This window comes from Streptomyces liliiviolaceus, assembly GCF_018070025.1.
Taxonomy (GTDB): Bacteria; Actinomycetota; Actinomycetes; order Streptomycetales; family Streptomycetaceae; genus Streptomyces; species Streptomyces liliiviolaceus.
Map to the genome: position 1 here is coordinate 4345197 of NZ_JAGPYQ010000001.1, position 25413 is coordinate 4370609.

The window sequence follows — 25413 nt, forward strand, 5'->3', positions numbered from 1 at the left end:
GCCAACCGCAGATCGGCTCGCTCAGCGCACCCGTACGTACCGAATTCGGACCCGTCACCGGCTTTCGGCGGCGGGACCTGCGCAGGACTTCCACAGAGGTGAAAACACGTGACCGACGCACCGCACACCGACCCTTCGACGGGGCATCTGCCCTTGACAGCGGCGCAGCGGGGGCTCTGGTTCGCCCAGCGGATCGACGTGGAGAACCCGTCGTTCAACGTGGCCGAGTACGCGGATGTCCACGGGCCGGTCGACCCCGCGATTCTGCGGGCCGCGGTCGGGCGGGTGGCGGTGGAGGCCGAAGCGCTGCGGGTGACGTTCGGCGACGACGACGGAGTTCCCTTCCAGCGGATCGGCTCCCGAGCGGACGCGGACATCGACGTTCCGCTGGTCGATCTGTCCGGGGCCGAGGACCCGCGAGGTGAGGCGTTGCGGCGCATGGAGTCGGCTCTTCGGCAGCCCGCCGACATCGTCACGGGCCCGTTGGTGAGCATGACCCTGTACCGGCTGGCGCCGGGGCGTCACCTCTTCCACCAGCAGGTGCACCACCTCGCGCTCGACGGATTCGGGGCCGCGCTCGCGCTCGCGCGGATCGCCGAGGTCTACACCGCACTGGTCTCCGACGCCGACCCGTCGCCCTGCCCGGGCGGCACCCTTCGGGCAGTCGTCGAGCAGGAGAGCGCGTACCGGGACTCGCCACAACTGCGTCTCGACCAGGAGTTCTGGGCGCGCTACCTGGCCGACGCGCCCACTCCGACCGGCCTCAGTGATGCCCGGCGGCGCCCCGGGCACTCGGCGCTGCGTGTCAGCCGGGACTTCGACGGCATCCGGACGGAGCGGCTGCGCGCGGCGGCCAAACGCGCCGGTGTCGGCTGGCCGACGTTCTTCATGGCGGCCATGGCCGTCTATCTCCACCGCAGTCGCGGACTGGGCGAGGTCGTGCTCGGTCTGCCGGTGACCGGCCGGCGTACCGCTCTGGCCCGCACGACACCGGCCATGCTCAGCAACGTCCTGCCGATGCGGCTGCGCATATCACCGGCGGACCGGGTGGCCGACGTGGCGAAGCGTGCCTCCGCGCAGGCGCGTGAGGTCCTGCGCCACCAGCGCTATCCGTCGGAGGACCTGCGCCGCGATCTCGGACTCATCGGTACGGACGTGCCGTTGACCGGACCGACCGTGAACATACTGGCCTTCGACGACACGCTCGCTTTCGGGCCGCACCGCGCGACCCTGCACAACCTGTCCATCGGCCCGGTCGAGGATCTGGCCGTCGCCGTGCATGCCTCGTACGCCGATGGTGGTCTGCGCGTCGATCTGCTGGGCAATCCGGGGCTGCACAGCCCTCGGGAACTGGCGGATCATCACGAACGCCTCTGCCGGTTGCTCGACGCCTTCGCGCAGGATCCCGACCGTGCGGTCGGCTCCCTGCAGTTCGTCGGCGCGGACGAACGCCGTGAGGTCCTTGGCCTCGCCGCGCAGAGTCCCCCTGACACCGCCCGGCAGGCGGTCGACCGCTCGCCCCTGCCCGAGCAACTCGCGGCGCAGGCCAGGACCTCCCCCGACGAGACCGCTGTCGTCTGCGGTGCGACGCGGCTGACCTTCGCTCAGCTCGACGTCAAGGTCGACGCCCTGGCGGGTGCGCTGGCAGTCGCGGGTGCCGGGCCCGGCACGCGGGTGGCCGTGGGGCTGCCCAGGTCCACCAACCTCGTGGTGGCGATGCTGGCGGTGATGCGCACCGGTGCCGCCTATCTGCCGCTGGACCCGTCGTATCCCGCGGACCGGCTCGCCTTCATGGTCGAGGACTCACGGCCCGTCGCGCTGGTCGCGACGGCGCACACCGTCGACGTCATGGATCCGCGGCGGGAGCTGCCCGTCGTCGATCCGGCGCTCGCCGAGCAGGAACCGGATGTCGGCGCGCTGTGCCGTCCGGGCGGCCGTGACGCCGCGTACGTCATCTACACCTCGGGATCCACCGGTCGGCCCAAGGGTGTCGTCGTGGAGCACCGTTCGCTCAGCAATCTGCTCGACCACCACCGCATGGAGGCGTACGCGCTGGCCGAGGGGACCCTGGGGCGCAGGTTGCGGGTCGCGCTGACCGCCGCCACGTCCTTCGACGCCTCGTGGGACCCGGTGCTGTGGATGGTCGCGGGCCACGAACTGCACATCGTGGAGGACGGTGTACGCCGTGACCCCGAGGCGCTGGTGGATTTCCTCGTGGCGCAGCGCATCGACGCCATCGAGACGACACCCGCCTACCTGCGCCACATGCTCGGCGCCGGTCTGCTCACCTCGCCCGACCACCGGCCGCGGGTCATCGCCCTGGGGGGCGAGGCGGTCGACGAAGACCTGTGGGACGAACTGGCGGGCCAGGCCGATCTGCTCGTCTTCAACTTCTACGGGCCCACGGAGACCACCGTCGACGCGGTGACCACCCGGATCACCGGCGGCAGCCCGGTCATCGGCCGGCCGATCGCGGGCGCCCGCGTCTACGTGCTCGACCCGTCCCTGCATCCGCTCCCCCACGGAGCCGTGGGTGAGCTGTACGTCTCCGGCGAGGGCGTGGCACGTGGGTACGCGGGCCGCCCGGGGCTCACGGCGGAGCGGTTCCTTCCGGACCCCTTCGGCCCGCCCGGCGACCGTATGTACCGCACAGGAGATCTTGCCCGCTGGAGCGACAGCGGGGCCCTGGAGTTCCTCGGCCGCAGCGACCGCCAGATCAAGGTCCGGGGCCATCGTGTGGAGACCGGGGAGATCGAGTCCGCGCTGCGGGCACTGCCCGGCGTCACCGGAGCGGCGGTCACGGTGGCCTCGTCCGACGACGGAGTGGAGCGGCTCGCCGCCTATCTCGTACGTGACGGTGCGCCCCGGGCCGATACCGATCTCACCGACGTCCGTGACGCGCTCGCGGGAACGCTGCCCGAGCACATGGTGCCCTCCGCCTACGCGGTGGTACCGGTGCTGCCACTGACCCCGAACGGAAAGCTGGATGCCGACCGGCTGCCGCGGGCGGAGCCTGTCTCCTCGCGCGGCGGCGATCCGCTCACCCCCGACGAGACGCGGATGTGCGAGGTCTTCGCCGCATGCCTGGATCTGCCCCGGGTCGGCCGGGACGACAGCTTCTTCCTGCTCGGCGGGCACTCACTGCTGGCGACACAGCTGGTGGGCCGGATTCGCCGCGCCTTCGGTGTGGAGCTCCCGATCCGCTCCCTGTTCGAGGCGCCGACCCCGGCGGGGCTCGTCGGCCGGCTGGCCACCGCTTCGGTCGCCAGGCCGCCGGTACGAGCGGTGCGCCCTCGTCCCGACCGGCTGCCGCTCTCCTACGGGCAGCAGCGGCTGTGGATCCTCCACGAGGTGGACGGGAAATCTGACGCCTATCACCTGCCGGTCGCTCTGCGGTTGTCGGGCCCTTTGGACACGGACGCACTGGCCATGGCGCTGTCCGACCTCACCGAACGTCATGAAAGTCTCCGGACAGTTTTCGCCGAGGACGAGGACGGTACTCATCAGCGGGTCCTGCCGCCGGCATCCGCCCGCCCGCCGCTCGTGGTGATGCCCGCGTCGGCAGCCGTGACCCCCGAGCCCGACCGTACCCCGTTCGACCTGAGCCGGGACCTGCCGCTGCGTGCCCAGTTGTTCCCCACCGCGCCCCAGGAGCACACACTCGTGCTCACGCTGCATCACATAGCTGTGGACGGCTGGTCGTTGGGACCGCTGATGCACGATCTGTCGGCCGCCTACGCCGCCCGCTCCGCCGGCACACCGCCGGACTGGCAGCCCCTCACTGTCCAGTACGCCGACTACGCCTTGTGGCAGCGAGCCCTGCTCGGAGATCCTCGTCACGCGGACAGTGTCGCCGGGCGCCAGCTCGCGCACTGGTCGACGGTCCTCGACGGCCTGCCGCAGGAGCTGACGTTCCCTCTGGACCGGCCGCGGCCGACCCACGGTTCGGGCCGCGGCGGGAAGGTGCCGGTCGCGATCGACGCGGCGACGCACCGCGCACTGGTGGGATTGGCGGCCGAGAGCGGTGCCAGCGGGTTCATGGTGCTGCACGCCGCGCTGGCCGCCCTGATGTCCCGGCTGGGTGCGGGTGAGGACATCGCGATCGGGACACCGGTGGCGGGCCGCGCCGATGAGAGCCTCGCCGATGTGGTGGGCTTCTTCGTCAACACCCTGGTGCTGAGGACCGATACGTCGCAGTCCCCCACCTTCCGCGAGCTCGTCGCGCGGGTCCGGCACGCCGACCTGGCGGCCTACGCCCACCAGGACCTGCCCTTCGAGCGCATCGTGGAGGAGATGACGCCGGAACGTTCCCTCTCCCGGCACCCTCTCTTCCAGGTCATGCTCAGTCTCAACAACACGCCTCCGCCCTCTCTTTCCCTCGACGGGCTCACCGTCCGCCACGAGACGGCGATCGGCGGCGCCGGGGCCAAGTTCGACCTCACCTGGGACATGACGGAGCGTCACGACAGTGACGGGGTGCCGACCGGCATCGAGGGTGAACTGGAATTCAGCCAGGACCTCTTCGACCGTGACACGGCCGTTCGCTTCGCCGAGCATTTCTCCCGGCTGGTCGGGGCCGTGCTCGCCGCTCCCGACCGTCCCGCGGCCGACGTCGAGTTCCTGACCCCGACGCAGCGAGCCGCGGCCCTGGACGCTCTGCCGTCGGCCTCCCCGGCACCCACGAGTTCTTCCTCGACCCACTTCCACCCCGCCCCCGGGACAATGGGCCCCGTGGACGAGGACATCACCGTCGTCGACATGTTCACCACCTGTGCCACCCTGCAACCGAACCGCACGGCCGTGGTCGCCGCGGACGGCCGGCTGACCTTCGGCGAGCTGCTGGAGCGCAGCGAGCAACTCGCCCGCGTCCTGGGCGATTTCGGCATCTCCGCCGGGGACCGCGTGGCGGTCGCGCTGCCTCGTGACACCTCCCACATCGTGGCGCTCATGGGTGTGCTGCGTTCCGGAGCGGCGTATGTACCGCTGGATCTCTCGCACCCCCTCGCCCGCAACCAACTGATCCTCGACTCGGCTGCTCCGCGACTGCTGCTGACGACGACGGCCGCCGACAGCGGCCTGCCCGGCACGACGGAGCGTCTCTTCCTCGACGATCCTCAGGTCTGGCTCCCCGCCCACGGCACTCCCGGCGCGGCCGGGCCGCGGCCGCACGACGTGGCCTATGTGCTCCACACGTCGGGATCCACCGGCCTGCCCAAGGGCGTGGCCGTGGAGCACCGCGCGCTGCTGAACCTGTTCACCGGCCATCGCGAGCGGTTGATGGGTCCGGCGGAGGCGGAGAACAACGGCCTGCCGCTGCGTGTCGCGCTCACCGCGGCCATGACCTTCGACGCGTCCTGGGACCCGCTGCTCTGGATGATCGCCGGGCACGAGCTCCATCTGGTGGACGACGCCACGCGCCGCGACGCCGAGGCGCTGACCACGCTGATCCACGACAGCTCCATCGACGTCGTCGAGACCACTCCGTCCTTCCTCGAACAGCTCAGGGCCTGTGGCCTGTTCGCTCCCGGCCGCCCCCGTCCGCGCGTACTCGCCCTCGGCGGCGAACCTCTCAACGAGGCGCTGTGGCGGGAGTTGGGCACTCTGCACGACGTCGCCGTCTGGAACCTCTACGGACCGACGGAGACCACGGTGGACAGCGTGATGGGGCGCGTCACCTACGGCACCCGCCCGCACCTGGGGAGCACCGTCGCGGGGATGTGGGCCCGCGTCCTCGACGCACGGCTGCTTCCCGTCGCCCCCGGCGCGACCGGCGAGCTCTACCTCAGCGGCCCCGGGCTCGCCCGCGGGTACGAGAACCGCTTCTCCGACACGGCGGGCCGTTTCCTCCCCGACCCCTACGGGCCGACAGGAACGCGCATGTACCGCACCGGTGACCTCGTACGGCGCCGGCAAGGGCTCCTCGAATACGTCGGTCGCGCCGACGGCCAGGTCAAGGTACGGGGTTTTCGCATCGAGACCGGAGAGGTCGAAACGGTGCTCGGCGGCCACCCGGACGTAGCGCAGTCAGCGGTCGCCGTACGGCCTGACCAGCACGGCGACGGACGTCTGACCTGCTGGGTCGTCGCCTGCGACGGGCAGAAGCCAACCCCCCGGACTCTGCGCGCCTTCATGGCCGACCGGCTCCCGGCCTACATGGTGCCCACCAGCATCATCCCCGTGGCCGCGCTGCCGCTGACCGCACACGGCAAGGTCGACTTCAACGCCCTGCCGCTCGAAGCACTGCCCGCGCAGACCGCGCAAGGTGACGAACCCGCGGGCCCTGGCCCGGACGGCGGCGCCAACGACGCCGGTGATCCGCCGCATTCCGCGCAGGAGGAGATCCTGTGCGCCCTGTTCGCCGAAAGCCTTGAGCAGCCGCGCGTCGGCCGCGACGACGACTTCTTCGAACTCGGCGGCCACTCGCTCCTCGCGACCCGCGTCATCAGCCGGATCCGTTCGGCCTTCGGCGTCGAGCTCCCGGTACGGGCCCTCTTCGAATCCACCACCCCGGCGGCACTGGCCGAGCGTCTGGACCTGGCCGGCACCGCACGACCGGTTCTGCGCCGCACCCACAGGCCCGACCGTCCTCCGCTGTCGCCGGCACAGCAACGGCTGTGGTTCCTGCACGAGATGGACCCCGACGCCTCCGCGTACCACATATGCGTCGCCGTACGGCTGCGGGGCACCGTGGACCGCCCCGCCCTGCACCGCGCCCTCGCGGACGTGGTGGCCCGGCACGAGAGCCTGCGCACGCTCATCGACTCCGACGGGGACGAGCCCCACCAGGCCGTGCTCGCCCCCGGTGACGCGCGTCCCGACATGACGGTCACCGACCTGCCCGAGGCGGATCTTCCCCAGGCCCTGCGGGACGCGGCACGCCGGCCCTTCGACCTAGCGCACGAGATCCCGCTGCGCGCGGACCTGTTCCAGGTCGCCGAGGACCGGCACACTCTGCTGATCACCGTGCACCACATCGCCGCCGACGGCTGGTCGATGGGTCCGCTGGCCCAGGACCTGGCCGGCGCCTACGCGGCGCGGTCGGCGGGACGCGCGCCCGACTGGGCCCCTCTCCCGGTCCAGTACACGGACTACACGCTCTGGCAGCGGGACCTGCTGGGCAGTTCCGACGATCCGGGATCCCTGGCGACCGAGCAACTCGCCTACTGGAAGGCCGAGATGGCGGGGGCGCCCGAGGAGACCGCGTTGCCCGTCGACCGGTCCCGGCCGGCCGTGTCCACCGGGCGGGGCGCCACCGTCGCCTTCCAGCTGCCGGCCGCCACGACCGCGGCGCTGTCCCGGCTGGCCAGGGAATCGTCCACCAGCACCTTCATGGTCCTGCACGCCGCACTCACCGCTCTTCTGCACCGCGTCGGCGCCGGGGATGACATCACCATCGGTACGCCGGTCGCCGGCCGTACCGATGACGCTCTCGACCCCGTCGTCGGCTTCTTCGTCAACACGCTCGCGCTGCGCGCCGACGCCGCCGGTGATCCGACCTTCGGTGAACTGCTCGCCCGGGTGCGCGACACCGACCTCGCCGCCTACGCCCATCAGGAACTTCCCTTCGAGCGCCTGGTGGAGGAGCTGCGGCCCGGCCGATCCCTCAGCCGTCATCCCCTGTTCCAGGTGATGCTCACCCTCAACAACACCCGTCAGCCCCGGCTCGATCTTCCCGGGCTCCAGGCCGAGATCGAAGGAGTCGACACCGCGGGTGCCAAGTTCGACCTCTCCTTCAGCTTCACCCAGCGTCAGGGTGCCGCTCCGGGGAACGACGTCATCGACGCCACCCTGGAGTTCAGTCAGGACCTCTTCGACACCGTCACCGCGCAGCGGATGACGGACTGGTTCCGCCGGCTGACGGCACAGGCCGTGACCACGCCCGCCACCCGGTTGTCCGATCTCGAACTGATCGGCACGGAGGAACGGTCACACCTGCTCGCCCTCGGCCACTCGGGGGCCGCCGCGAGCGGCGCCGCCACCGTCCTCGACCGTTTCGCCGAAACCGTCTCCCACTCCCGCAGCGGCGACATCGCGCTCACCGCGCCCGACGGCCGGGTGTCGTTCACGGAACTCGACACCCGCTCCGACCGGATCGCCGCACTGCTCAGGGCGTCCGGGGTGGGCCCCGGCGACCCCGTGGCCGTCCTGCTGCCCCGCTCCGTCGACTCCGTGGCGACGCTGCTCGGGGTGTTCAAGGCCGGCGCGATCTGCGCTCCGCTGGACGCCGGACTCCCGTCGGGTCGTATCGAGGCCGTGCTGGACGACATCAGCCCCGCCCTGGTCGTCACCGCCGACGCCACCCGGCAGCTGATCCCCGGGGCGTGGCCGCGCCTGATCCTCGACCACCCGGAGACCGCCCAGCTCCTCCGGTCACCCGCCTCCTGCGCTCCGACGACACCACCCGTGCCGGGCGCCGCCGCCTACCTGATCCACACCTCGGGTTCGACCGGCAGGCCCAAGGGCGTACGCGTCGGACACGCCTCGCTCGCCCGGCTCCTGGACCACCATCGCAGGCACACCTTCGCCGCGGCCGTACGAGCCGGCGGACGCAAGCGGCTGAAGGTGGCCCTCAGCGCCTCCCTGTCCTTCGACGCGTCCCTCGACCCGCTGCTCTGGATGATCGACGGGCATCACCTGCATCTGCTCGACGACCTCACCCGGCGCGACAGCGAAGCGTTCGTCGACGCGGTGCGCGCCCAGCGCCTGGACGTCCTGGAGTCGACCCCGACCCACATCCGCCAGCTCCTGGACGCGGGACTGCTCGCCCCGGGCGGCTCCCACCGGCCGGCCGTCGTGATCCTGGGTGGTGAAGCCGTCCCGGCCGCGCTGTGGACCACGCTGCGTGCGGTCCCTGACGTCCAGAGCTGGAACTTCTACGGCCCCACGGAAGCCACCGTGGACACCCTGATCGCAGCCGTCCACGACACCGACCGGCCCGTGCTCGGTTCCCCGGTCACCGGCACCCGCGTGGCCCTGCTCGACACACGGCTCCGCCCGGTACCCGTCGGCGTCACAGGTGACCTGTACCTGGCCGGCGAGAGTCTCGCCCACGGCTACCACAACAGGCCGGCGGAGACCGCGACCAGCTTCGTACCGGACCCGTACGGACCTGCTGGAGCGCGTATGTACCGCACCGGCGACCGCGCGGTGCGCACCTCCGACGGCTCGCTGGAATTCGCCGGCCGCTCCGACGGCCAGACGAAGATCCGGGGCTTCCGGGTGGAGCCCGACGAGGTCACCGCCGTTCTCGAAACACACCCCGACGTCCGCCGGGCCGCCGTACTGCCCCATCGGAGCGGCCCCGCCGGCACCCGACTCGCCGCGTACGTCGTCCTCCGCGACCACCCGGACCGGGCAGGAACCGCCGCCGAACGACTCGCGGTCGTACGCGAGCACGCCGCCCGGCAGCTGCCCGCCTACATGGTTCCCTCCGGATGGCTGTCCCTGGATCAACTGCCGCTGACCGCGAGCGGAAAGCTCGACCGGAAGTCCCTGCCGGATCCGGCGCCCCTGACCCGGACCGACACCGCGGGGCGCAGCCCGCGCAATCCCCGCGAAGACGTGCTGTGCACGCTGTTCGCCGAAGTCCTGGGCGTCGACCAGGTCCTCATCGACGACGACTTCTTCGACCTGGGCGGCCACTCCCTCCTCGCGACCCGGCTCATCGGGCGCATCCGCGCCACGCTCGGCATCGAGATCAGCATCCGAAGCCTCTTCGAGGCACCCACCGTGGCGCTCCTCGCGGAACGCCTCCTCGACCCGGCCCAGGACAACCCGCTGGCGACCCTCCTGCCGCTGCGCACCACCGGCAGCCGCCCGCCGCTCTTCTGCGTCCACCCCGCGGGCGGTCTCGCCTGGTCCTACGGCGGGCTGCTGCCCCACCTCGATCCCGACCAGCCGTTGTACGGACTGCAGACCCCGAACCTCGACGGCGGCGCCCCGTTCCCCGACAGCATCGAGGCCATGGCTGCCGTCTACGTCGACGAACTGCGCGCCGTCCAACCCCAGGGCCCCTACCATCTGTTCGGCTGGTCCTTCGGCGGCAACGTCGTCCAGGAGGTCGCCGTCCAACTCCAGGAGGCCGGCGAAGAGGTCGCCTTGCTGACCATCCTGGACGCCTTCCCGCTCGCCCCGCTGGACGACCTCGACAGCGCCGGCCGGGACACGGTCTTCCGTGCCCTGCTGTCCAACATGGGAGTCGGCGCGGACCGCCTCGACTCCGAGGGCCCCGTACAGGCCTCCTCGGTCCGCGAGGAGTTCCGGCGCGTCGGCAGCCCGCTCGGCTCGCTGGAGCCGGCCGTCATCGACGCGATGGTCGACAACTTCGCCGGTCAGTCCCGGCTCATGAGGAAGTACACGCCACGTACCTTCCACGGCCCGGCCCTGTTCTTCACGGCCGTCGAAGGACGCCCCGCCGACGCCTTCGGACTGGACCTGTGGGCGCCCTACATCGACGGACCCATCGAGAACCACGACGTGCCGTGCGCACATGCCCAGATGATGCAGCCCGCAGCCCGGGAGCAGATCGGAACGACCCTGGCCGCAGCCCTGCGCGCCGGGCACCTGCCCACCCAAGGAGACCCCTCGTGACCAACCCCTTCGACGACCCCCGGACCCAGCACCGCGTTGTCATCAACGACGAGGGCCAGCACGCTCTGTGGCCGTCCTTCGCCGAAGTGCCCGCCGGCTGGGAGGCCGTCTTCGGCCCCGCCGAGCAGACCTCCTGCCTGGAATACGTCGAACTGCACTGGACCGACCTGACTCCCAGGAGTGCCCGCGTCGCCGTGGCCTGACACCCCGTCCCCTCCCACCACGACGAAAGGCAGCGATGACTCAGCGGCACAACGAGCCCGCGATACGCGCCGAAGGGCTCACCAAGAGCTTCGGGGACAAGCAGGCTCTCACCGGCGTGGACCTGGAAGCAGCCCCCGGCACCGTGCTGGGGGTGCTCGGCCCCAACGGGGCGGGCAAGACCACGACCGTGCGGGTGCTGTCCACGCTGCTGCGGGCCGACAGCGGCCAGGCATGGGTGGCCGGACACGACGTGCACAGGGAACCGGAGAACGTCCGCCGCCATCTCGGGCTGTCGGGCCAGTACGCCGCCGTCGACGAGAAGCTCACCGGGCGGGAGAACCTCTACCTGGTGGCCCGGCTGTACGGGATGGGACGGCACGCGGCACGCCGCCGGGCGGCCCAACTGCTCGACAGCTTCAACCTCCAGGAGGCCGCGGACCGGCGCAGTGGAACCTACTCGGGCGGTATGCGCCGCCGTCTCGACCTCGCGGGCGCACTTGTCGCCCGCCCGGCCGTCGTGGTGCTCGACGAGCCCACCACGGGCCTCGACCCGCGCGGGCGCGCCGACACCTGGGCCTCCATCCAGGAACTCGTGGCGGCCGGCACCACCGTGCTGCTGACCACGCAATACCTCGAAGAGGCCGACCAGTTGGCCGACACCATCGCCGTCATCGAAGGCGGCCGGGTCATCGCCCGCGGCACCGCGGCCCAGCTCAAGGCCCGAGTGGGCGGCGAGCGCCTCTCCCTGACCGTGCCCGAACCACACCTTCGGACACCGGCCGCCGAGATACTGGGCGCCCTGGGGCCTCACGTCCCCGTCTTCGACGCCCGTACGGGCCGGTTCACCGTCACGACCGACCATGGTGCCGAGAGCCTCGAATACGCCCTCGGCTGCCTGCGGACGGCCTCCATCGCGGTGCGGGACGTCGGACTGGCACCGCCCACACTCGACGACGTCTTCCTGGCCCTGACCGGTCGACCGCAGACCGCCGGCGAAGGCGCCGCAGTACAGCCGATGGAAGGAGTCCGGTGAACGCCGTCGGCCGCCTGACCCGCGACTCGTCCATCGTGGCGTGGCGCAACCTGCTCAATCTGCGCCGCACCCCGGGTTCGGTGATCGCCGCGCTGGTGCAGCCCGTCATGTTCGTCCTGCTGCTGGCGTACGTCTTCGGAGGCAGCCTCGGCGGAGCCGACTACCGGACGTTCCTGATGGGGGGCATCTTCGCCCAAGCCGTCACGTTCAACGCCGCGTTCACCGCCCTGGGCCTCGCGAACGACATGGACAAGGGCATCGTGGACCGCTTCCGCTCCCTGCCCATGCCCCGGATGGCGGTGCTGCTGGGCAGAACCCTGTCGGACCTGATCATGAGCAGCGTGACGCTGATCGTCACCTCGCTGTGCGGCCTGCTGGTCGGCTGGCGCATACACGCCTCCGTCACCGACGCGCTCGTCGGCTATCTCCTCATCCTGCTCTTCGCCTTCGCCATGTCCTGGGTCGGAGCAGCGATCGGACTCCTCGCCCGCAGCGTCGAAGTAGCCCAGAGCGCAGGCCTCATCTGGCTCTTCCCCGTCACCTTCGTGTCGTCGGCATTCGTCTCCACCCACACCATGCCCGGACCACTGCGCACAGTGGCGGAATGGAACCCCGTCTCAGCAACAGCGACAGCCGTGCGCCAGCTCTTCGGAAACCCGCCACCCGACGGCACACCGGTCAGCACCGCATGGCCCGTGGCCCACGCGCTGCCTTACGCCCTCGGTTGTGCCTGCCTCATCACAACGGCTTTCATGCTGGTGTCTCTGACCAGGTTCCGCAGGATAACTCTGGCATGAGAACCACAGGCACCAGTGAGAGCGTTTCATCGTGGACTCGCAGGTCGAGGTACTGGTGTGAGTCCGTGGTGCAGTCCTCGTGCCGACAGGCAGAGTGATCGCCGTCGGGTGATCGTCTGTCACCGCTGGACTTCGCGGGTCGCCAGGACGAGCAAGGCTCGTAGCAGCGCGGTGGCGTGATGGACGTTCATGCGGACCTTGGTCAGAGTGCGCCAGGTCTTCCGGTACACGAAGCCGTGCTCGACGGCGGCGCGTTCGTGTCTGACCAGCCCATTTGCCTCCTTTTCAGCGTTGGTGAGGCGGTGGAAGCGGGTCGCCTTACGGCCGGTGATGATGACCGGAGCATCATCGGGGTCGGCGCCCTGGCCGACGACACCGAGGTCGGCCAGGGCGCCGAGACCAGCCTCACGCAGATGTCTGATGATGCGGTTGCGGCGGGCGGCGGTGATCCCGCTGGCCCGGCCAGGGCTGGCGAAGGAGATCCAGATCAAATGTGCCTTCACGTCGGTCAGCGCGAGGAAGAGCAGACCACGGGCCTTGTGCTTCCCGCTGTAGTTCTTGCGGTTGTCCGGCCCGGTGCAGCGGTGGGTGCGCACGAGAGTGCCGTCCAGCAGGACCACCGCACCGCCCAGGATCCAGCGGCGCACGGTGGAGGATGAGACGTCGTCGCCACTGGCATGGAGTACCCAGACCCGCTCTCGCCACGAAGTGAGGCCGGATCCGAGCACGTCGTACCCCGGCGGTGGGTGAAGCCGTCGATCAGGGGTCAGGCTGTGGCTGCGGCATCCGTTGCGGATCTCGCTCATCGGTTCGCGCTGTTCTTCGTCCCACCGGTGCTGGAGGAATAACATCAGACTGGCGACAGCAGGCATGAGTTCAACTCCCCCTCATCGCACGGATAATCTGATGTTCTCACCATGAGGCCGTAGGGATGCCTGGTCGAGGCCCGGGTACGTTCGGTGTACGAGCCTTGCCTCACGCCCGGACCCCGGCGTGGACACACCGCGCACCAGCCTGCGGATCCCGCGTCACGAGACACGAGGTCGCGCACCTGCCCACCTCATACGCCCGGCCGGGCTTCTGCCGGGTCCGTCAAAGCGCTGCGTGAGGAGATCACGCAGCTACGCGAGGCGCTGGAGAGGCGGCCGGTCATCGACATGTCCCGCGGCGTGCTGATGGCCCTGTGGTCGTGCTCCGAAGACGAGGCATGGGGGGGGTCCTGGTCGACGTGTCGCAGCACGCCAACACCAAGCTGTACGACATCGCCGAAGCCGTCCTCGCCAGCGCCCACAGCGAATCGCTGCCCGTGCCCCTGCAGGAGCACCTGGCCCCCGCCATCGCCCGGCTGCACGCACGATGACTCACGCTCAAAACTCCCGCGTCACAACGCCTGGCCTGTGCGGTGCCCGGCAGCACCGGCCGGTGACCGTCAGATCTGTGCATGCTCCCGGCGCCGACTTGCCCTCGCATCCTCAGGCTGCCGGTGTCTTCCCGCCGCGCGCCCCGGGGTCGACTGGGAGCAACCTCCAGCGCAGCCCTTACCGCATCACCCAGGCGCGACCGGGGACTGCCCTCTTCCGGGAGCTCCGGCGGCGTGGTCTGGCTGTGGTGGTCTCTCCCCGTTCTGGTCCACTTCGTGGGGAGCCGGACGGAGTCGCGGTCACTGGACAGTAACGGTCCAGCTGCGCTGCAGGCCAGACGCTCCTGCTGGAAATGCGGAGGTGGGCTGCCTTACAGCACCCGAAGTGGGCCAGAGCCTCTCTATCCAGGAGTCATTCGGCGGGCCGTGTAAAGGTCAACGCAGATGAAATGTGATGTCGCTTGGATGTGCGAAAGCCACTGATGGCGGTTGGAGCAATTCTGACGGTGCGGATGGCGGTGGCGGCGCGTACTGTAGTGCCAGCTCAGCCTGCACTCAGGCGTGGGTGGTGTGCCGGGAAGTCTGGTCGGCGATGAATCCGTCGCGCCCGAAAGGCTTTCCGTGCAGCTCAGGCTCCCTCCTCGTCATCGCGCTCAGGCCGTTGTCCGGCTGCGGGGGAAGCTGACTTCCCGCAGGGCGCCGCACGTGCGCAGAAGGCTCTTGAGAGCGTTCGCCCGGGCTCCCGGCACCGTGGAAGTAGACCTTGGCAAGGTCACCTACCTCGCACCGGAGACCAGCACACTGCTGTTGTCCGCCGCAGCGGCTGCGCGCCGTCGCGGTATCCGTCTCATCGTCACCCGCCCCTCGTCCCGCAGCCTGCGGGTGCTGGAGGAGCTGGGTATGCAGCGTCTTCTCGACGCACCTCTTCATCCCCGTCCGTAGCTCGTAAAGAGACAAGAAACTGGCGATGCCAACACCAACCGGACCCTCCTCCCCGCACCCGCTCACTGCCCAGGAGCTCGCGGCCCATGAGGTCCTCACCTCCTTCGACGCCTACGCCCGTGTCCGCGCGGCCCGCGACGGCGTCCTGCCTTCCTCCCGCGTCGGGCCGCGCGAGGAAGAACGCGCATTCGACGAGCTACAGCAGGCCATCGCCCGGCTCCGCACCACTTCACGACCCCGATAGGACCAGAGGGAACGCCATCCGGTACAGTAGCCGCCGCGCTGTTCAGCCGGTCGCTGCGCGTTCGGACCGGTCCGTGGTGTGGGAGAAGCGGTAGGACTCGGTTCCGGTCTGGATGATCGCGCCGTTAAGGGTGCGGCCTCGAACCACCTGGGCTTGGGTCACCTCCTGACCAGGCGAGCCGCCCACCAAGGTTCTGGCAGGAGCGGACAGTCGACCTCCGCGAAGCCCAACGCTACTGATCTTCTCGGCCCTGACGGTGAGCAGTCGCACCAGGACTCCCGGGGCCGCTGCCCCTGCCCAACCCCGGACAGCCGCCCGACATCGGGCTCACCGCCTTCTTTTCGCGTCACGCACTGTCACGCACTACCGGGTCCGGAAGTTTCCCCGACCGGTGCGGCTTCGGGGTACGGAGCCTTCAGCAGGAGGTCGGTCCCCGGGGGTCGGCGAGCACCTGCTCGGCGAGAACGGACAACAGTTACCGACGGTGGCGGGCTGTGTCGCGCAGGAGCCTGAAGGCGTCCTCGGGACCGGAGGGGGAGGCGGGCGGTGATAAACCCTTTCGCCTGCCGGATCCGGTGGTGGCTCTCCAGAGCCCGGTGGAACTGGCCGTTGGGGGCTACACCGTCCGCGATCGCCCTCTGCGGGAGCAGGCTGATGGCGGCCATGTTCGCCAAACTCTGCGCCAGATACACATCACGGGCGGACATCGGATGGTCACGGAAGAGGCTCAGCCCACCGATCGTCTCCTCCCGTAGCCGCATGGGCAGTGTGGTGATGCGCGCATGTCCCAGCGCCTGAAAGATCCGCTGCCGCAGCAGGCCAGCGGCGCTCGATGTCGTCCCAGTCGGCCACCACAACCGGCTGCCCTGTGAAGAAGCAGTCCAGCCAGAACCCCTGCTCGTGGCTGCGGTGCAGCAGGACGAGCAGTTCGGTGCTGTCACAAGGAGCTGTCCACCGCTGCTGATACGGCGGCCGCACTGTCGCTGAGTTCGCAGACGGAGCGATCCAGCAACTCGGGGCTCCACCTTCCATGGCGGTGCCACCACCCCCGTTGAGCAACGTCAGGGATAGGCCGATCGAGCGAAAGAGAACTCTCGGAGCGAGCCATCCGGCTTGCCGTACCGGATACGTGGTGAAGGTCGGCGCCAGGTGCGAGCCGCGTACCCGGAACCACCTCTCTGCGACGCCCTGATGCTCCAGTCCGCGGCCGCATAACGGGGCGGCACGGACCGGATGGTCCCCCTGTCAGGATCATTGCTGGCACCGTGCGCCACTTTGATCAGGAGCGGCACGGACGAGGGGATCCGTGTGGGCGGCGGCTTCGGCACCGCCGCCCACAGCGCCTCCATGCCCGGTCGCGTCGCCGGCCCAGCCCTGCTCGCGCGACCGGGGAATGGCCAACAGTGCCTACAGGCAGGCCCGTTGCTGCACCAGTCTCCTTGCACACCTCATGCAATAAAGGGGGTGATTCACCGTTCGGACTAGCGGATTCCGTCGTGTCGAAGGCGGAATCCGGGTGGCGGTCCAGCCCAGGAATGCAGCCCTGGCATGCGATTTCGCCGCCACGTACGGCTGGCCGACCGTCCGGCCGGAGGCAGAGATCCACCCCGCCGGACCCTTGGCATGCTTTCATGCCGCTTACGCATCAATTGCGTGGTGGTGTGTTCCGGGCCGACAGCCCCGTTGCTCTTCTGTCGCTCCGGACAGTGCGTGCTTTCTTTCGCCGCGGTGCCGACCGTCAATGCCATCCATCCCTCATATCTCCATCCGATCCGCCCACAGGGTGTCGGGTGGGGTGTGTCTGCCTCTGGAAGGAACTCTGTGAAGGCAACGACCGCCAGGCGCCGCTCACGACGCGTCCTGGACCACTCCCTGCTGGTACTCGGTACCGGTGCTCTGGCCGTCTCGGTGAGCGTCCTGACCTTGGCGCCCGGCGTCAGTCAGGCATCCAGCCACCGTGAGGCGCCGCTCATCGCCGGTGACCCGCGGGCGGACAACACCGACGTCTACGCGTTCACCAGCCCCGACAAGCCCGACAGCGTCACCCTCGTCGCGAACTGGATCCCGTTCGAGGAGCCCAACGGCGGTCCGAACTTCTACGCCTTCGCGGACGACGCCCGCTACAACATCAAGATCGACAACAACGGTGACGGAGTGTCGGATGTCACCTACACCTGGCGCTTCCGCAACCAGGTCCGTGACACGGCCAACCAGTTCCTCTACAACACCGGACAGGTCACCTCACTGACCGACCCGGACCTGAACTTCCGCCAGGTCTACGACCTGGTCCTCACCAAAAATGGCAGGAGCCGGGTCCTGAAGTCCAACGTGCCGGTGGCGCCGTCACGTGTGGGACCTGCCTCGATGCCCGACTACGGCGCGCTGCGCAACCAGGCGGTGAGCTCCCTCGCCGGCGGCGGCAAGACCTTCGCGGGGCAGGCCGACGACCCGTTCTTCGCGGACCTGCGGGTCTTCGACCTCCTGTACGGCGGCAACCTGTCCGAGCGAGGACAGGACACCCTGGCGGGCTACAACGTCAACTCCGTCGCCCTGCAGATCCCCAAGAAGGAGCTCGCTCTCAGGGGCAACAGCTCACGCAACCCGGTCATCGGCGTCTGGTCCACCACCGACCGCCAGGGCGTGCAGGTCGCCGACTCGCGCACCCGCCACGACAAGTGGCGGCAGGTCTCGCGCCTGGGGAACCCGCTGGTCAACGAGGTCGTCGTCCCGCTGAAGTACAAAGACGCCTTCAACACCCTCAACCCGGACCAGGACCGCACCGTCAAGCCGGTCGTGGACAAGGTCTTCGACCCCATCCTGCCCAAGCTGATCCAGAAGGTCTACGGGGTCCCGGCACCCGCCACTCCCCGCAACGACCTCGCCGAGATCTACCTGACCGGCATCTGCAAGGCATGCGGGCCCATCAAGGCCGACCTCAACGCCCACCGGCTGAACAAGGACGCAAGCCTCAAGCAGATCGTGCCTGCCGAGGAACTGCGCCTGAACATGGCCGTGCCTCCCACCGCCGACCCCCAGCGGTACGGGGTGCTCGCCGGAGACCTCGCGGGCTTCCCCAACGGGCGTCGCCTCACCGACGACGCCATCGACATCTCGCTCCAGGCCGTGGAGGGCGCGGCCCAGACCGGCACGCTCGTTCCGGCGCTGGCCGACGGCGACAAGGTCAACACCAACGACCGGCCGTTCAACACGTCGTTCCCCTACCTGGCTCTGCCCCACACCAAGTCCGTGAACAGCGGGCCCGGCGGGAACCAGGCGCAGCAGCAGTCCTCGCTCAGGACGTCCAGCGCCATCGGTGCCGGTGCCCTTGGCTCCCTCATGCTGGGGGCCGGCGGCTGGCGACTGCGCCGCCGCAACAGGACCAGCTGACGCCTGAGGTTCACAAGGCATAGCGCCGGTGCCCGCCCCTGCCTCGGGCCGGGCACCGGCTTCATCAGCAGGGAGCCCCCATGCACGACCAAGCCCCCACACCGGCCCCCGCGCGGGCCCGCCGCCGACTGCGCAGCGGCATCGTCACCCTGGCGCTGGGCGCGGCCCTGTTCACCGTCGGCGCCGTCGTCCTGCCCCCGGACGGGCACACCACCGCCGAAGCCAGTCGTCCGGCACCACCGGCCAGAGGCACGCTCGGCGCCCTTAAGGACCGCGTGCGTCACGTCCCTCGGGACGCCGGCGCGTGGGCCGCTCTGGGCATGGCCTACGTCCAGCAGGCCCGCAGCACCGCCGATCCGGGTACGTACGACCGCGCCGAGAAGGCCCTGCGGCGGTCCCTGACCGAGCAGCCCGACGACAACACCGACGCCCAGATCGGCATGGGCGCCCTCGCGGCGGCACGCCACGACTTCCCCACCGCACTCGACTGGGCCCGGCAAGCGACCACGAGCGCCCCGTACAACCCGGTCGCCTACGGAGTTCTCGCCGACGCCTACACCCAGCTCGGCCGGTACCCTGCCGCCTACCGGGCCGTTCAGCGCATGAACGACCTGCGCCCGGACGCACCCGCCCTGGCTCGCGCCTCGTACACGTTCGAACTGCGCGGCAAGATCGGCCAGGCGGTCGCACTCATGAGGCGTTCACTCAACGCCGCCTCGACCACCGGCGAACGGTCCTTCGCACACACCGTTCTGTCCACGCTCGCTCTGCAGAGCGGCGACGCCCGTGGGGCACGACGTGAGGCGCAGGCGGGTCTGCGCGAGGCACCGGACGACTCAGCCCTCCTCGAAGCCCGTGCGCGGGCCCATGCGGCCCTGGGAAAGCCCAGCCAGGCAGTCGCCGACTACCGGGCCGCGATCGCCGTCGCCCCTCTGCCGCACTACCTGCTCGGCCTGGGCGAACTCCAGCAGTCACTCGGCCATCCGCAGGAAGCCGAGGCACAGTACGCCGTCCTGCGAGGCCAGGAAGCCATTCGCCGATCCGAACACGCAGTGGCCGACACCGACGCGATCCTCTTCGAAGCCGACCACGGCCGCCCCTCGCAAGCGGTGACGATGGCTCAGGAGGCTCTGCGAACAAGGCCGTTCATCGCGGTTCACGACGCGCTGGCCTGGGCCCTGCACCGCGACGGCCGGCACCGCGAGGCACTCGGGCAGGCCGACCGGGCACTTGCTCTCGGTACCCGCAACGCACTGTTCCTGTACCACCGCGCGGTCATCCACCACTCTCTCGGCGACGACGCCGCGGCGCGCTCGGATCTCAAGGCGGCGCTGAGTACCGAGCCGCACTTCCATCCGCTGCACGCGGCCACGGCGCGTGCCCTGCTCCAACGGATCGACAACACTCCATGAACCACACCCTGCAGCGCGCCACGCTCATGGCGGCCTCGATCGCCCTGGCCACCGTCGGCGGGCTCTCCCCGGCCGACGCGGCGCCCGCACACCCCCTGGGCAACTTCACCGTCAACTACCACACCGGTCTGCGCCTGCACCCCGACCGGATCGACGCCACAGTGGTCGTCGACCGAGCGGAGATCGCGACGCTGCAGGAACGAGCCGATGTCGACGACGACCACGACGCCACCATCTCGCCCACCGAGTCGCGCGCGTACGCCGAGGCCGGCTGCTCCACTCTCGCCGACCAGCTCCACGCCGCCGTGCGGGAAGCCGGCGTCACCTGGCGGGCGGTGTCGTCGAAACTGACCTACGAACCCGGCGAGGCGGGTCTCGAAACCAGCCGCCTCACCTGCGCCTACACGACAGCCGCAGACCTCTCCCGCCCTGCGGACATCGGCATCCGCACCAACTACGCCACCCAGCGCATCGGCTGGCGCGAGATGACCGTGTCGGGCGACGGCGTCCGCGTCTCCGGTACCAGCCTGTCGAGCGTCTCCCGCACCGACGAACTCAGGCATTACCCCCGTGACCCGGCGGCCGGCCCGCTGGACCAACGAGCCGCCCGACTGCACACCGTACCGGGCACGAGCGCCCGGACGAGTCCGGGCGGAGCCGCCCTGCCCGGCGCGGGCTGGTTCGACCGAGTCCTGGGGAAGACGTCCGCTGTCTTCGACTCGCTCGTCGGCGCCCGCGAGCTCACCGTCCCCATCGGCCTGCTGGCCCTGCTACTGGCCCTGATCCTGGGAGCCTCGCACGCCGTGCTGCCAGGGCACGGGAAAACCATCATGGCCTCCTACCTCGCCGGTCGGCGCGGTACGCGACGCGACGCGGTAACGGTCGGTGCCACCGTCACCCTGACCCACACAGCAGGTGTGCTCGTACTGGGACTCGCTCTCCCCGTCGCCACCCACCTGGCCGGCGAGACCGTCCTGACCTGGCTGGGAGCGGCAAGCGGCCTGATCGTCACAGGCATCGGACTGTGGCTCCTCGCCTCCGCCCTGCGCAACAAACCTCATCACGGTCACCACCACCATCACGGCGAAGGCCATGACCACGGCCACCAGCACAGCCACCACGGTCACCACGGTCACGAGAACCATGACCCCACTTCCGTCAGTAGCAGCCTCGGAGGACTCCTCCCACGGCGCCGCACCCCTCAGCCGGGCAGAAGCGGCGCCGTAGCCACACTCGTCAGGCCGACGGACGCCGTATCTCTCGGCGCTGCCCACCACCACACCGAGCCCCGCCGCGCAGGCCGGGGTGGCCTCATCGCCATGGGCATCGCCGGCGGCCTCGTACCCAGCCCGTCAGCCCTCGTCGTCCTCCTCGGCGCTGTAGCGCTGGGCCGGACCGCCTTCGGGGTACTCCTGGTCATCGCCTACGGCCTGGGCATGGCCGGGACTCTCACCCTCGTCGGCCTCCTCCTGGTGGGACTGCGCGAACGCCTGGAAGCCCGCCTGAAATCGCCGTCCGGCAGTCACCTGCGCGCCGTTCGCGTCCTGGCCCGCCTCGGCCCCGTGGCCACCGCTCTCCTGGTCGTCATCGTAGGCCTCGGCCTCACCGCCCGAGCCGCCATCGCTGCCGCTTGAACCCTCGGGCGACTGCGTACTGCCTCGTAATAGGGGCCTCCCGAAACAGGGTCCAGGACGGCCATACAGCCAAGGAAATCTCCGGGCGCCGTGACAGGCAGGGCTTGGGCGAGTTCCGGGGTCGGGCGGGCCGTGACCGGTTGGGGTGCATAGCAGAGCAGGCACGGGCTTCGTGATCATTGGGGTGTCGAAGCTCAACGATCATGAGGTGGCCCGTGCCTGCCGCTGCATCTTCTCTCATCCCGCCGGTGCTGGTGAAGCTGGGTCCGCTGGATGCCAGTCAAGTCGCTGACCTGCGGCCCTTTCTGGAGCGGGTGCCTGACCCGCGGGCGAGGCGGGGCCGCTGGTACTCGCTGACCGCGATCCTCCTCGTCTGTGCCTGCGCGGCCGTCTCCGGAATGAGGAGCGTGGATGAGAACGCCGAGTGGGCGGCACGGGCCTCGGACACCGTGCTGACGGCCGTCGGAGTCCGCCGGCATCCGCTCAGGTGGCGCCGTGCCCCCTCGCGGACCACGATCGGCCGCGTGCTCGCGGCCGTCGACGGTGACACCTTGGACCAAGCGGTCGGCGCCTACCTCACCGCCCGGAACACCGCGGGAACAGTCCCGGGTAAACGACTGGTGATCGCCGTCGACGGCAAGTCACTGCGGGGATCGGCCCGCCTGTCCGCCAGCCGCAGACACCTGCTCTCCGCCGTCACTCACCACCGGGCCCTGACCCTCGCCCAGGCCGAGGTCGGAACCAAGACGAACGAGACCGCGCACTTCCGGCCCCTGCTCGAACCGCTGGACCTGACCGGCACCGTCGTCACCTTCGACGCCCTGCACTCGGTCAAGGCGAACGTCACCTGGCTGGTCGAGACGAAGAACGCCCACTACATCGCCATGATCAAGCGGAATCAGCCGACCGCCCACCGGCAGCTCGCCGCCCTGCCCTGGCCTGACATCGCCGTCCAGCACACCGCTTCCTCTGCCGGACACGGCCGCCAGGAGTCCCGCTCGATCAAGACCTGCGGCATCGCCGACGAACTCGGCGGGATCGCCTTCCCCCACGGCCGCCTCGCTCTCCGCGTCCACCGACGCCGCAAACAGACCGGCGAGCGCGAGAGCCGCGAGACCATCTACGCCGTCACCAGCCTCGACGCCCACCAGACCACCCGGCCGAACTCGCCGCCGCCGTCCGCGGCCACTGGGCCGTCGAGGCCCTGCACCACGTGAGAGACGTGACCTACGCCGAGGACGCCTCCACCCTCCACACCGGCACCGCACCCCGCGCCATGGCCACCTTCCGTAACCTCGCCATCGGCCTGCTCAAAACCCTCGGAGCCGTCAACATCGCCAAGACCACCCGCGCAATCCGCGATCAGCCCGACCGAACCCTCCCACTCCTGGGCATCACCAACAACCCGGACGCTCAGGGAACTTGATCACGCCCTGGCTCGGCTGGCGCCCGGACCCTGCTCCCGGTCGAGTTCAGGTCTCTCCGTCGACGGTACGAGGACATACCTCTGGGCCCGTGTTGCCGTTGACACGAGCCCTTCGGTAAGGCGGTATCGAGCGCCGCGACCGGGTCTAGGCCACAGCCGGGTATCTCGAACATGTGAGCTCGGACGCTCGTGGCCGAAAACTGGACACACTGTGCGCGAGGAACTCTGCGGCCAATACGGTCCCCAGCTGCGCTCCTGGAGTCGATGTGAGCCCGTCGTTGCCGCGCTCCGCCCGTGGGGCCATCGAGCGTTTCGGAAGAACCACGTGTGCGCTCAGCTCGGTTGGTCTGCCGCCGGTCCGACTCGTGCGCGGGGGTTGGAGGGGGCACCAAGCGCTGGTCTCCAGGTGCTGGTTTGTACAGCGGGGTGGGTTTGGGAGTCATGCTGCTCATTGGCGAGCAAAGTCCGTTATCACACTTAGCGCGTAAAGTTCCGCGGGTGACGAACGCCCTGCACCGCCACTCGATCGACTGCTCGCCCGAGCGCCCGGCCCCGTGCGACGACGCCCACGACGCCTACCGACAGCTCGCCGACTGGACCGCCGAGGGCGGTGTGTACAAGCTGGTCTCCGGCGCGTTCTCCTCCGAAGCCCGCCGTCACAACCGGGCCCTGGACCTGGAGAACCGCGTCGACGAGGGCTTCCGCACCACTTGGAAGGTCCGACGTTGCCGCTGGTGCCGCAGGTGAGCGCCCACAGCGTCAGGTCGTCCGGGGCCGTGTCGAGCGCCGACCCGCCATAGTCGGGCGGGCACCTTCACATCGGCTTGCGCGGAGAGAGCCACAGGTGCCACGGGGCGCGGCCTGCCGGACGAGCTCACCGAGCCGGCCGTCTCGACGAGGTACACCGTGTCAGGACAGCACAGTCCACCACCCGGCTCGTCTTGCACCACTGCGGGATTCACCCCGTCGGCACAGCAGCAAGGAGGAACGAGTCGTGCCGTATCTCTTGTTCGGTGCCCATCGGTTGCTGGCGAGCAAGTTCATCCACAGGGGGGGCAGGTGGGGACGGATTTGAACCCGGTCGAGCGGTTACAGTCCGCATCCTGGAGCCTTTTGATCAGTTTCGATCGTTGAGGGAGCGAGTGCCATCCGGTCTGTCAGTAATCGGTGAGATCCACGGTCACATCGCAGTGGGGATCGTCGGAGGGCTGATGCAGATGCTCGTTTGCCAGGAATGCCGGGGAAGCCAGAGCACCGAGCAGGCCGGGCCCGGTGTGGCTGCTCAGCACGTCCACGCCGTACGTACGGTCTCGTTCAGGAGATCGGAAATAGAGGCGTATCCGGTCCTCGCCTGTGATGACCGCTCCGATGAACAGCGGCTTCCACGCCACATGCGTGGTGACGAAGGAGCGAACGAGATCAAGGAGACGGCCGGTGGCCGCCTGCTCGGTGCCCGGCTCCGGAGAATTCACATCTTGGCCCATGCGGGACACTTGTTTCCCTGCTGGTTGTGGCAGTACGCCGTGATGACACCGATCTTCTGACCGCGACCGGCATCGTAGCGGCCGTCTGCAGTCTTGCGCGTGTACTGCACGACCACAGTGAACTTCACCTGCCGCGGCCTCGGCACACCCGTCTCGAACACAACGCCGTCGTACTCCAGGTGATCGTGGTGATCATCCCGGTCCACCCAAACACGCAAGGCTGCGTTGAGGGTGGGGCACTTCTTGATGTTGTGGCGGCGGGCGAAGTGATGCCAGCCCAGTTCCGAGTTGGTGACTCTCTGTAGGTGTCCCCGGCGCCAATACGGCGAGCTGTCATCATGCCGAGATGGCCCACGACATAGTGTTCTTCCTCGCTCCCGACGATGAGACTGCCGCTGCAACGTATTTGCAAAACCCTGGCCGGGCCTTTGAGTCTGTGACCTGCCGTTTCATTGAGCCAGACAGCGCCATCGCCGAGTGGGACATGTACTTCGAAGAGCCCTCGGCCGAGGTCCCGCCGCTTGAACAACTCCATGGGTGGTCGTGGCCCAAGTGGGTCACCGCCCCTTCGAACGATGGCGTTGAGGTGTTCGCTCTGCCGCAGCGGTTGACCCGGGCGTTGGCCAGCGCTAGCTCCGCCGAGCTGGAGGAGTTGGCAGGTCGCTGGATCATCCGGCTCAAATCTGCCGACGGGGACGATATGACCGACGATGATCTATTAGCGGTCCTGCAAAGAGTTGCCCAGCTCGCGACGTCGGCGGTGGGCACGGGTGGTGGCCTCTACAGCTGGAGCTTCTGACCGTCCGGTGGAACTTCTTCGGGCAGTGGAATCGCCGTCCTGGTAGCCGGCCAGGAAGCACTTGCTGCAGCCGCTCGGAGGGGCCTGGCGACTGCAGCAGA

The 25413-nt window shown here is 69.5% G+C and carries 17 protein-coding genes; 14 read left to right on the top strand and 3 right to left on the bottom strand.

Annotated elements, in window-relative coordinates; genetic code table 11:
- Nucleotides 1-108: 108 nt before the first annotated feature.
- The 4 genes from J8N05_RS19045 to J8N05_RS19060 are packed head-to-tail and all read left to right on the top strand — an operon-like array spanning nucleotide 109 to nucleotide 12624.
- Entirely contained in the window at nucleotides 109-10590 is a 10482-nt protein-coding gene (locus J8N05_RS19045) for a non-ribosomal peptide synthetase (RefSeq protein WP_210884328.1), read from the top strand.
- A complete protein-coding gene (locus J8N05_RS19050; protein ID WP_210884330.1) occupies nucleotides 10587-10793 on the top strand; it encodes an MbtH family protein in 207 nt (68 codons plus the stop codon). Before J8N05_RS19045 ends, J8N05_RS19050 begins: the two co-directional genes overlap by 4 nt.
- A gap of 35 nt (nucleotides 10794-10828) precedes the next feature.
- Nucleotides 10829-11827, top strand: a complete 999-nt coding sequence (locus J8N05_RS19055; RefSeq protein ID WP_210884334.1) for an ATP-binding cassette domain-containing protein — start codon at nucleotides 10829-10831, stop codon at nucleotides 11825-11827.
- Nucleotides 11824-12624: an ABC transporter permease gene (locus J8N05_RS19060; RefSeq protein ID WP_210884336.1), complete on the top strand. Its 801-nt coding sequence runs from the start codon at nucleotides 11824-11826 to the stop codon at nucleotides 12622-12624. The genes J8N05_RS19055 and J8N05_RS19060 overlap by 4 nt, the downstream gene beginning before the upstream one ends.
- 119 nt (nucleotides 12625-12743) lie before the next feature.
- On the opposite strand, the gene J8N05_RS19065 is transcribed toward J8N05_RS19060, so the two are convergent.
- Nucleotides 12744-13496: a transposase family protein gene (locus J8N05_RS19065; protein WP_247706333.1), complete on the bottom strand. Its 753-nt coding sequence runs from the start codon at nucleotides 13494-13496 to the stop codon at nucleotides 12744-12746.
- A gap of 335 nt (nucleotides 13497-13831) precedes the next feature.
- Between J8N05_RS19065 and J8N05_RS19070 the strand changes: the two genes are divergently transcribed.
- From J8N05_RS19070 to J8N05_RS19105, 9 genes are all read left to right on the top strand, one after another.
- Nucleotides 13832-13984: a hypothetical protein gene (locus J8N05_RS19070; protein WP_210884338.1), complete on the top strand. Its 153-nt coding sequence runs from the start codon at nucleotides 13832-13834 to the stop codon at nucleotides 13982-13984.
- A 621-nt stretch (nucleotides 13985-14605) separates the two neighbouring features.
- The gene (locus J8N05_RS47365; RefSeq protein WP_282108190.1) at nucleotides 14606-14926 is read left to right on the top strand and encodes an STAS domain-containing protein; all 321 of its coding nucleotides are present in this window, start codon (nucleotides 14606-14608) and stop codon (nucleotides 14924-14926) included.
- A 25-nt stretch (nucleotides 14927-14951) separates the two neighbouring features.
- Nucleotides 14952-15170: a hypothetical protein gene (locus J8N05_RS19080; protein ID WP_210884348.1), complete on the top strand. Its 219-nt coding sequence runs from the start codon at nucleotides 14952-14954 to the stop codon at nucleotides 15168-15170.
- Nucleotides 15171-16991: 1821 nt separating this feature from the next.
- Nucleotides 16992-18557 (top strand): DUF4331 domain-containing protein, encoded by a 1566-nt coding sequence (locus J8N05_RS19085; protein WP_210884350.1) that lies wholly within the window; start codon nucleotides 16992-16994, stop codon nucleotides 18555-18557.
- Between the two features lie 80 nt (nucleotides 18558-18637).
- Entirely contained in the window at nucleotides 18638-19969 is a 1332-nt protein-coding gene (locus J8N05_RS19090) for a tetratricopeptide repeat protein (protein WP_210884351.1), read from the top strand.
- Complete coding sequence (locus J8N05_RS19095; RefSeq protein ID WP_210884353.1) at nucleotides 19966-21603, top strand: nickel/cobalt transporter; 1638 nt, start codon at nucleotides 19966-19968, stop codon at nucleotides 21601-21603. The genes J8N05_RS19090 and J8N05_RS19095 overlap by 4 nt, the downstream gene beginning before the upstream one ends.
- Before the next feature lie 314 nt (nucleotides 21604-21917).
- Entirely contained in the window at nucleotides 21918-22820 is a 903-nt protein-coding gene (locus J8N05_RS19100) for an ISAs1 family transposase (protein ID WP_247706330.1), read from the top strand.
- Nucleotides 22817-23029, top strand: a complete 213-nt coding sequence (locus tag J8N05_RS47370) for a hypothetical protein (protein WP_247706329.1) — start codon at nucleotides 22817-22819, stop codon at nucleotides 23027-23029. The genes J8N05_RS19100 and J8N05_RS47370 overlap by 4 nt, the downstream gene beginning before the upstream one ends.
- 498 nt (nucleotides 23030-23527) lie before the next feature.
- A complete protein-coding gene (locus J8N05_RS19105; RefSeq protein ID WP_210884355.1) occupies nucleotides 23528-23776 on the top strand; it encodes a hypothetical protein in 249 nt (82 codons plus the stop codon).
- Nucleotides 23777-24186: 410 nt separating this feature from the next.
- Here J8N05_RS19105 and J8N05_RS19110 read toward each other — a convergent pair whose 3' ends face one another.
- Entirely contained in the window at nucleotides 24187-24513 is a 327-nt protein-coding gene (locus tag J8N05_RS19110) for a hypothetical protein (RefSeq protein ID WP_210884356.1), read from the bottom strand.
- On the bottom strand, nucleotides 24498-24719 hold the full coding sequence (locus tag J8N05_RS19115) for a hypothetical protein (protein WP_210884357.1): 222 nt from the start codon (nucleotides 24717-24719) through the stop codon (nucleotides 24498-24500). Before J8N05_RS19115 ends, J8N05_RS19110 begins: the two co-directional genes overlap by 16 nt.
- A gap of 140 nt (nucleotides 24720-24859) precedes the next feature.
- Here J8N05_RS19115 and J8N05_RS19120 point away from each other — a divergent pair, with 140 nt between their 5' ends.
- Entirely contained in the window at nucleotides 24860-25312 is a 453-nt protein-coding gene (locus tag J8N05_RS19120; protein WP_210884358.1) for a hypothetical protein, read from the top strand.
- Nucleotides 25313-25413 lie beyond the last annotated feature (101 nt).

Coding starts and splice junctions, on each gene's coding strand:
- J8N05_RS19065 (WP_247706333.1), bottom strand. CDS start 13,496: ATGCCTGCTGTCGCCAGTCTGATGTTATTCCTCCAGCACCGGTGGGAC.
- J8N05_RS19095 (WP_210884353.1), top strand. CDS start 19,966: ATGAACCACACCCTGCAGCGCGCCACGCTCATGGCGGCCTCGATCGCC.
- J8N05_RS19090 (WP_210884351.1), top strand. CDS start 18,638: ATGCACGACCAAGCCCCCACACCGGCCCCCGCGCGGGCCCGCCGCCGA.
- J8N05_RS19070 (WP_210884338.1), top strand. CDS start 13,832: ATGGGGGGGGTCCTGGTCGACGTGTCGCAGCACGCCAACACCAAGCTG.
- J8N05_RS19120 (WP_210884358.1), top strand. CDS start 24,860: ATGGCCCACGACATAGTGTTCTTCCTCGCTCCCGACGATGAGACTGCC.
- J8N05_RS19080 (WP_210884348.1), top strand. CDS start 14,952: ATGCCAACACCAACCGGACCCTCCTCCCCGCACCCGCTCACTGCCCAG.
- J8N05_RS19110 (WP_210884356.1), bottom strand. CDS start 24,513: ATGGGCCAAGATGTGAATTCTCCGGAGCCGGGCACCGAGCAGGCGGCC.
- J8N05_RS19055 (WP_210884334.1), top strand. CDS start 10,829: ATGACTCAGCGGCACAACGAGCCCGCGATACGCGCCGAAGGGCTCACC.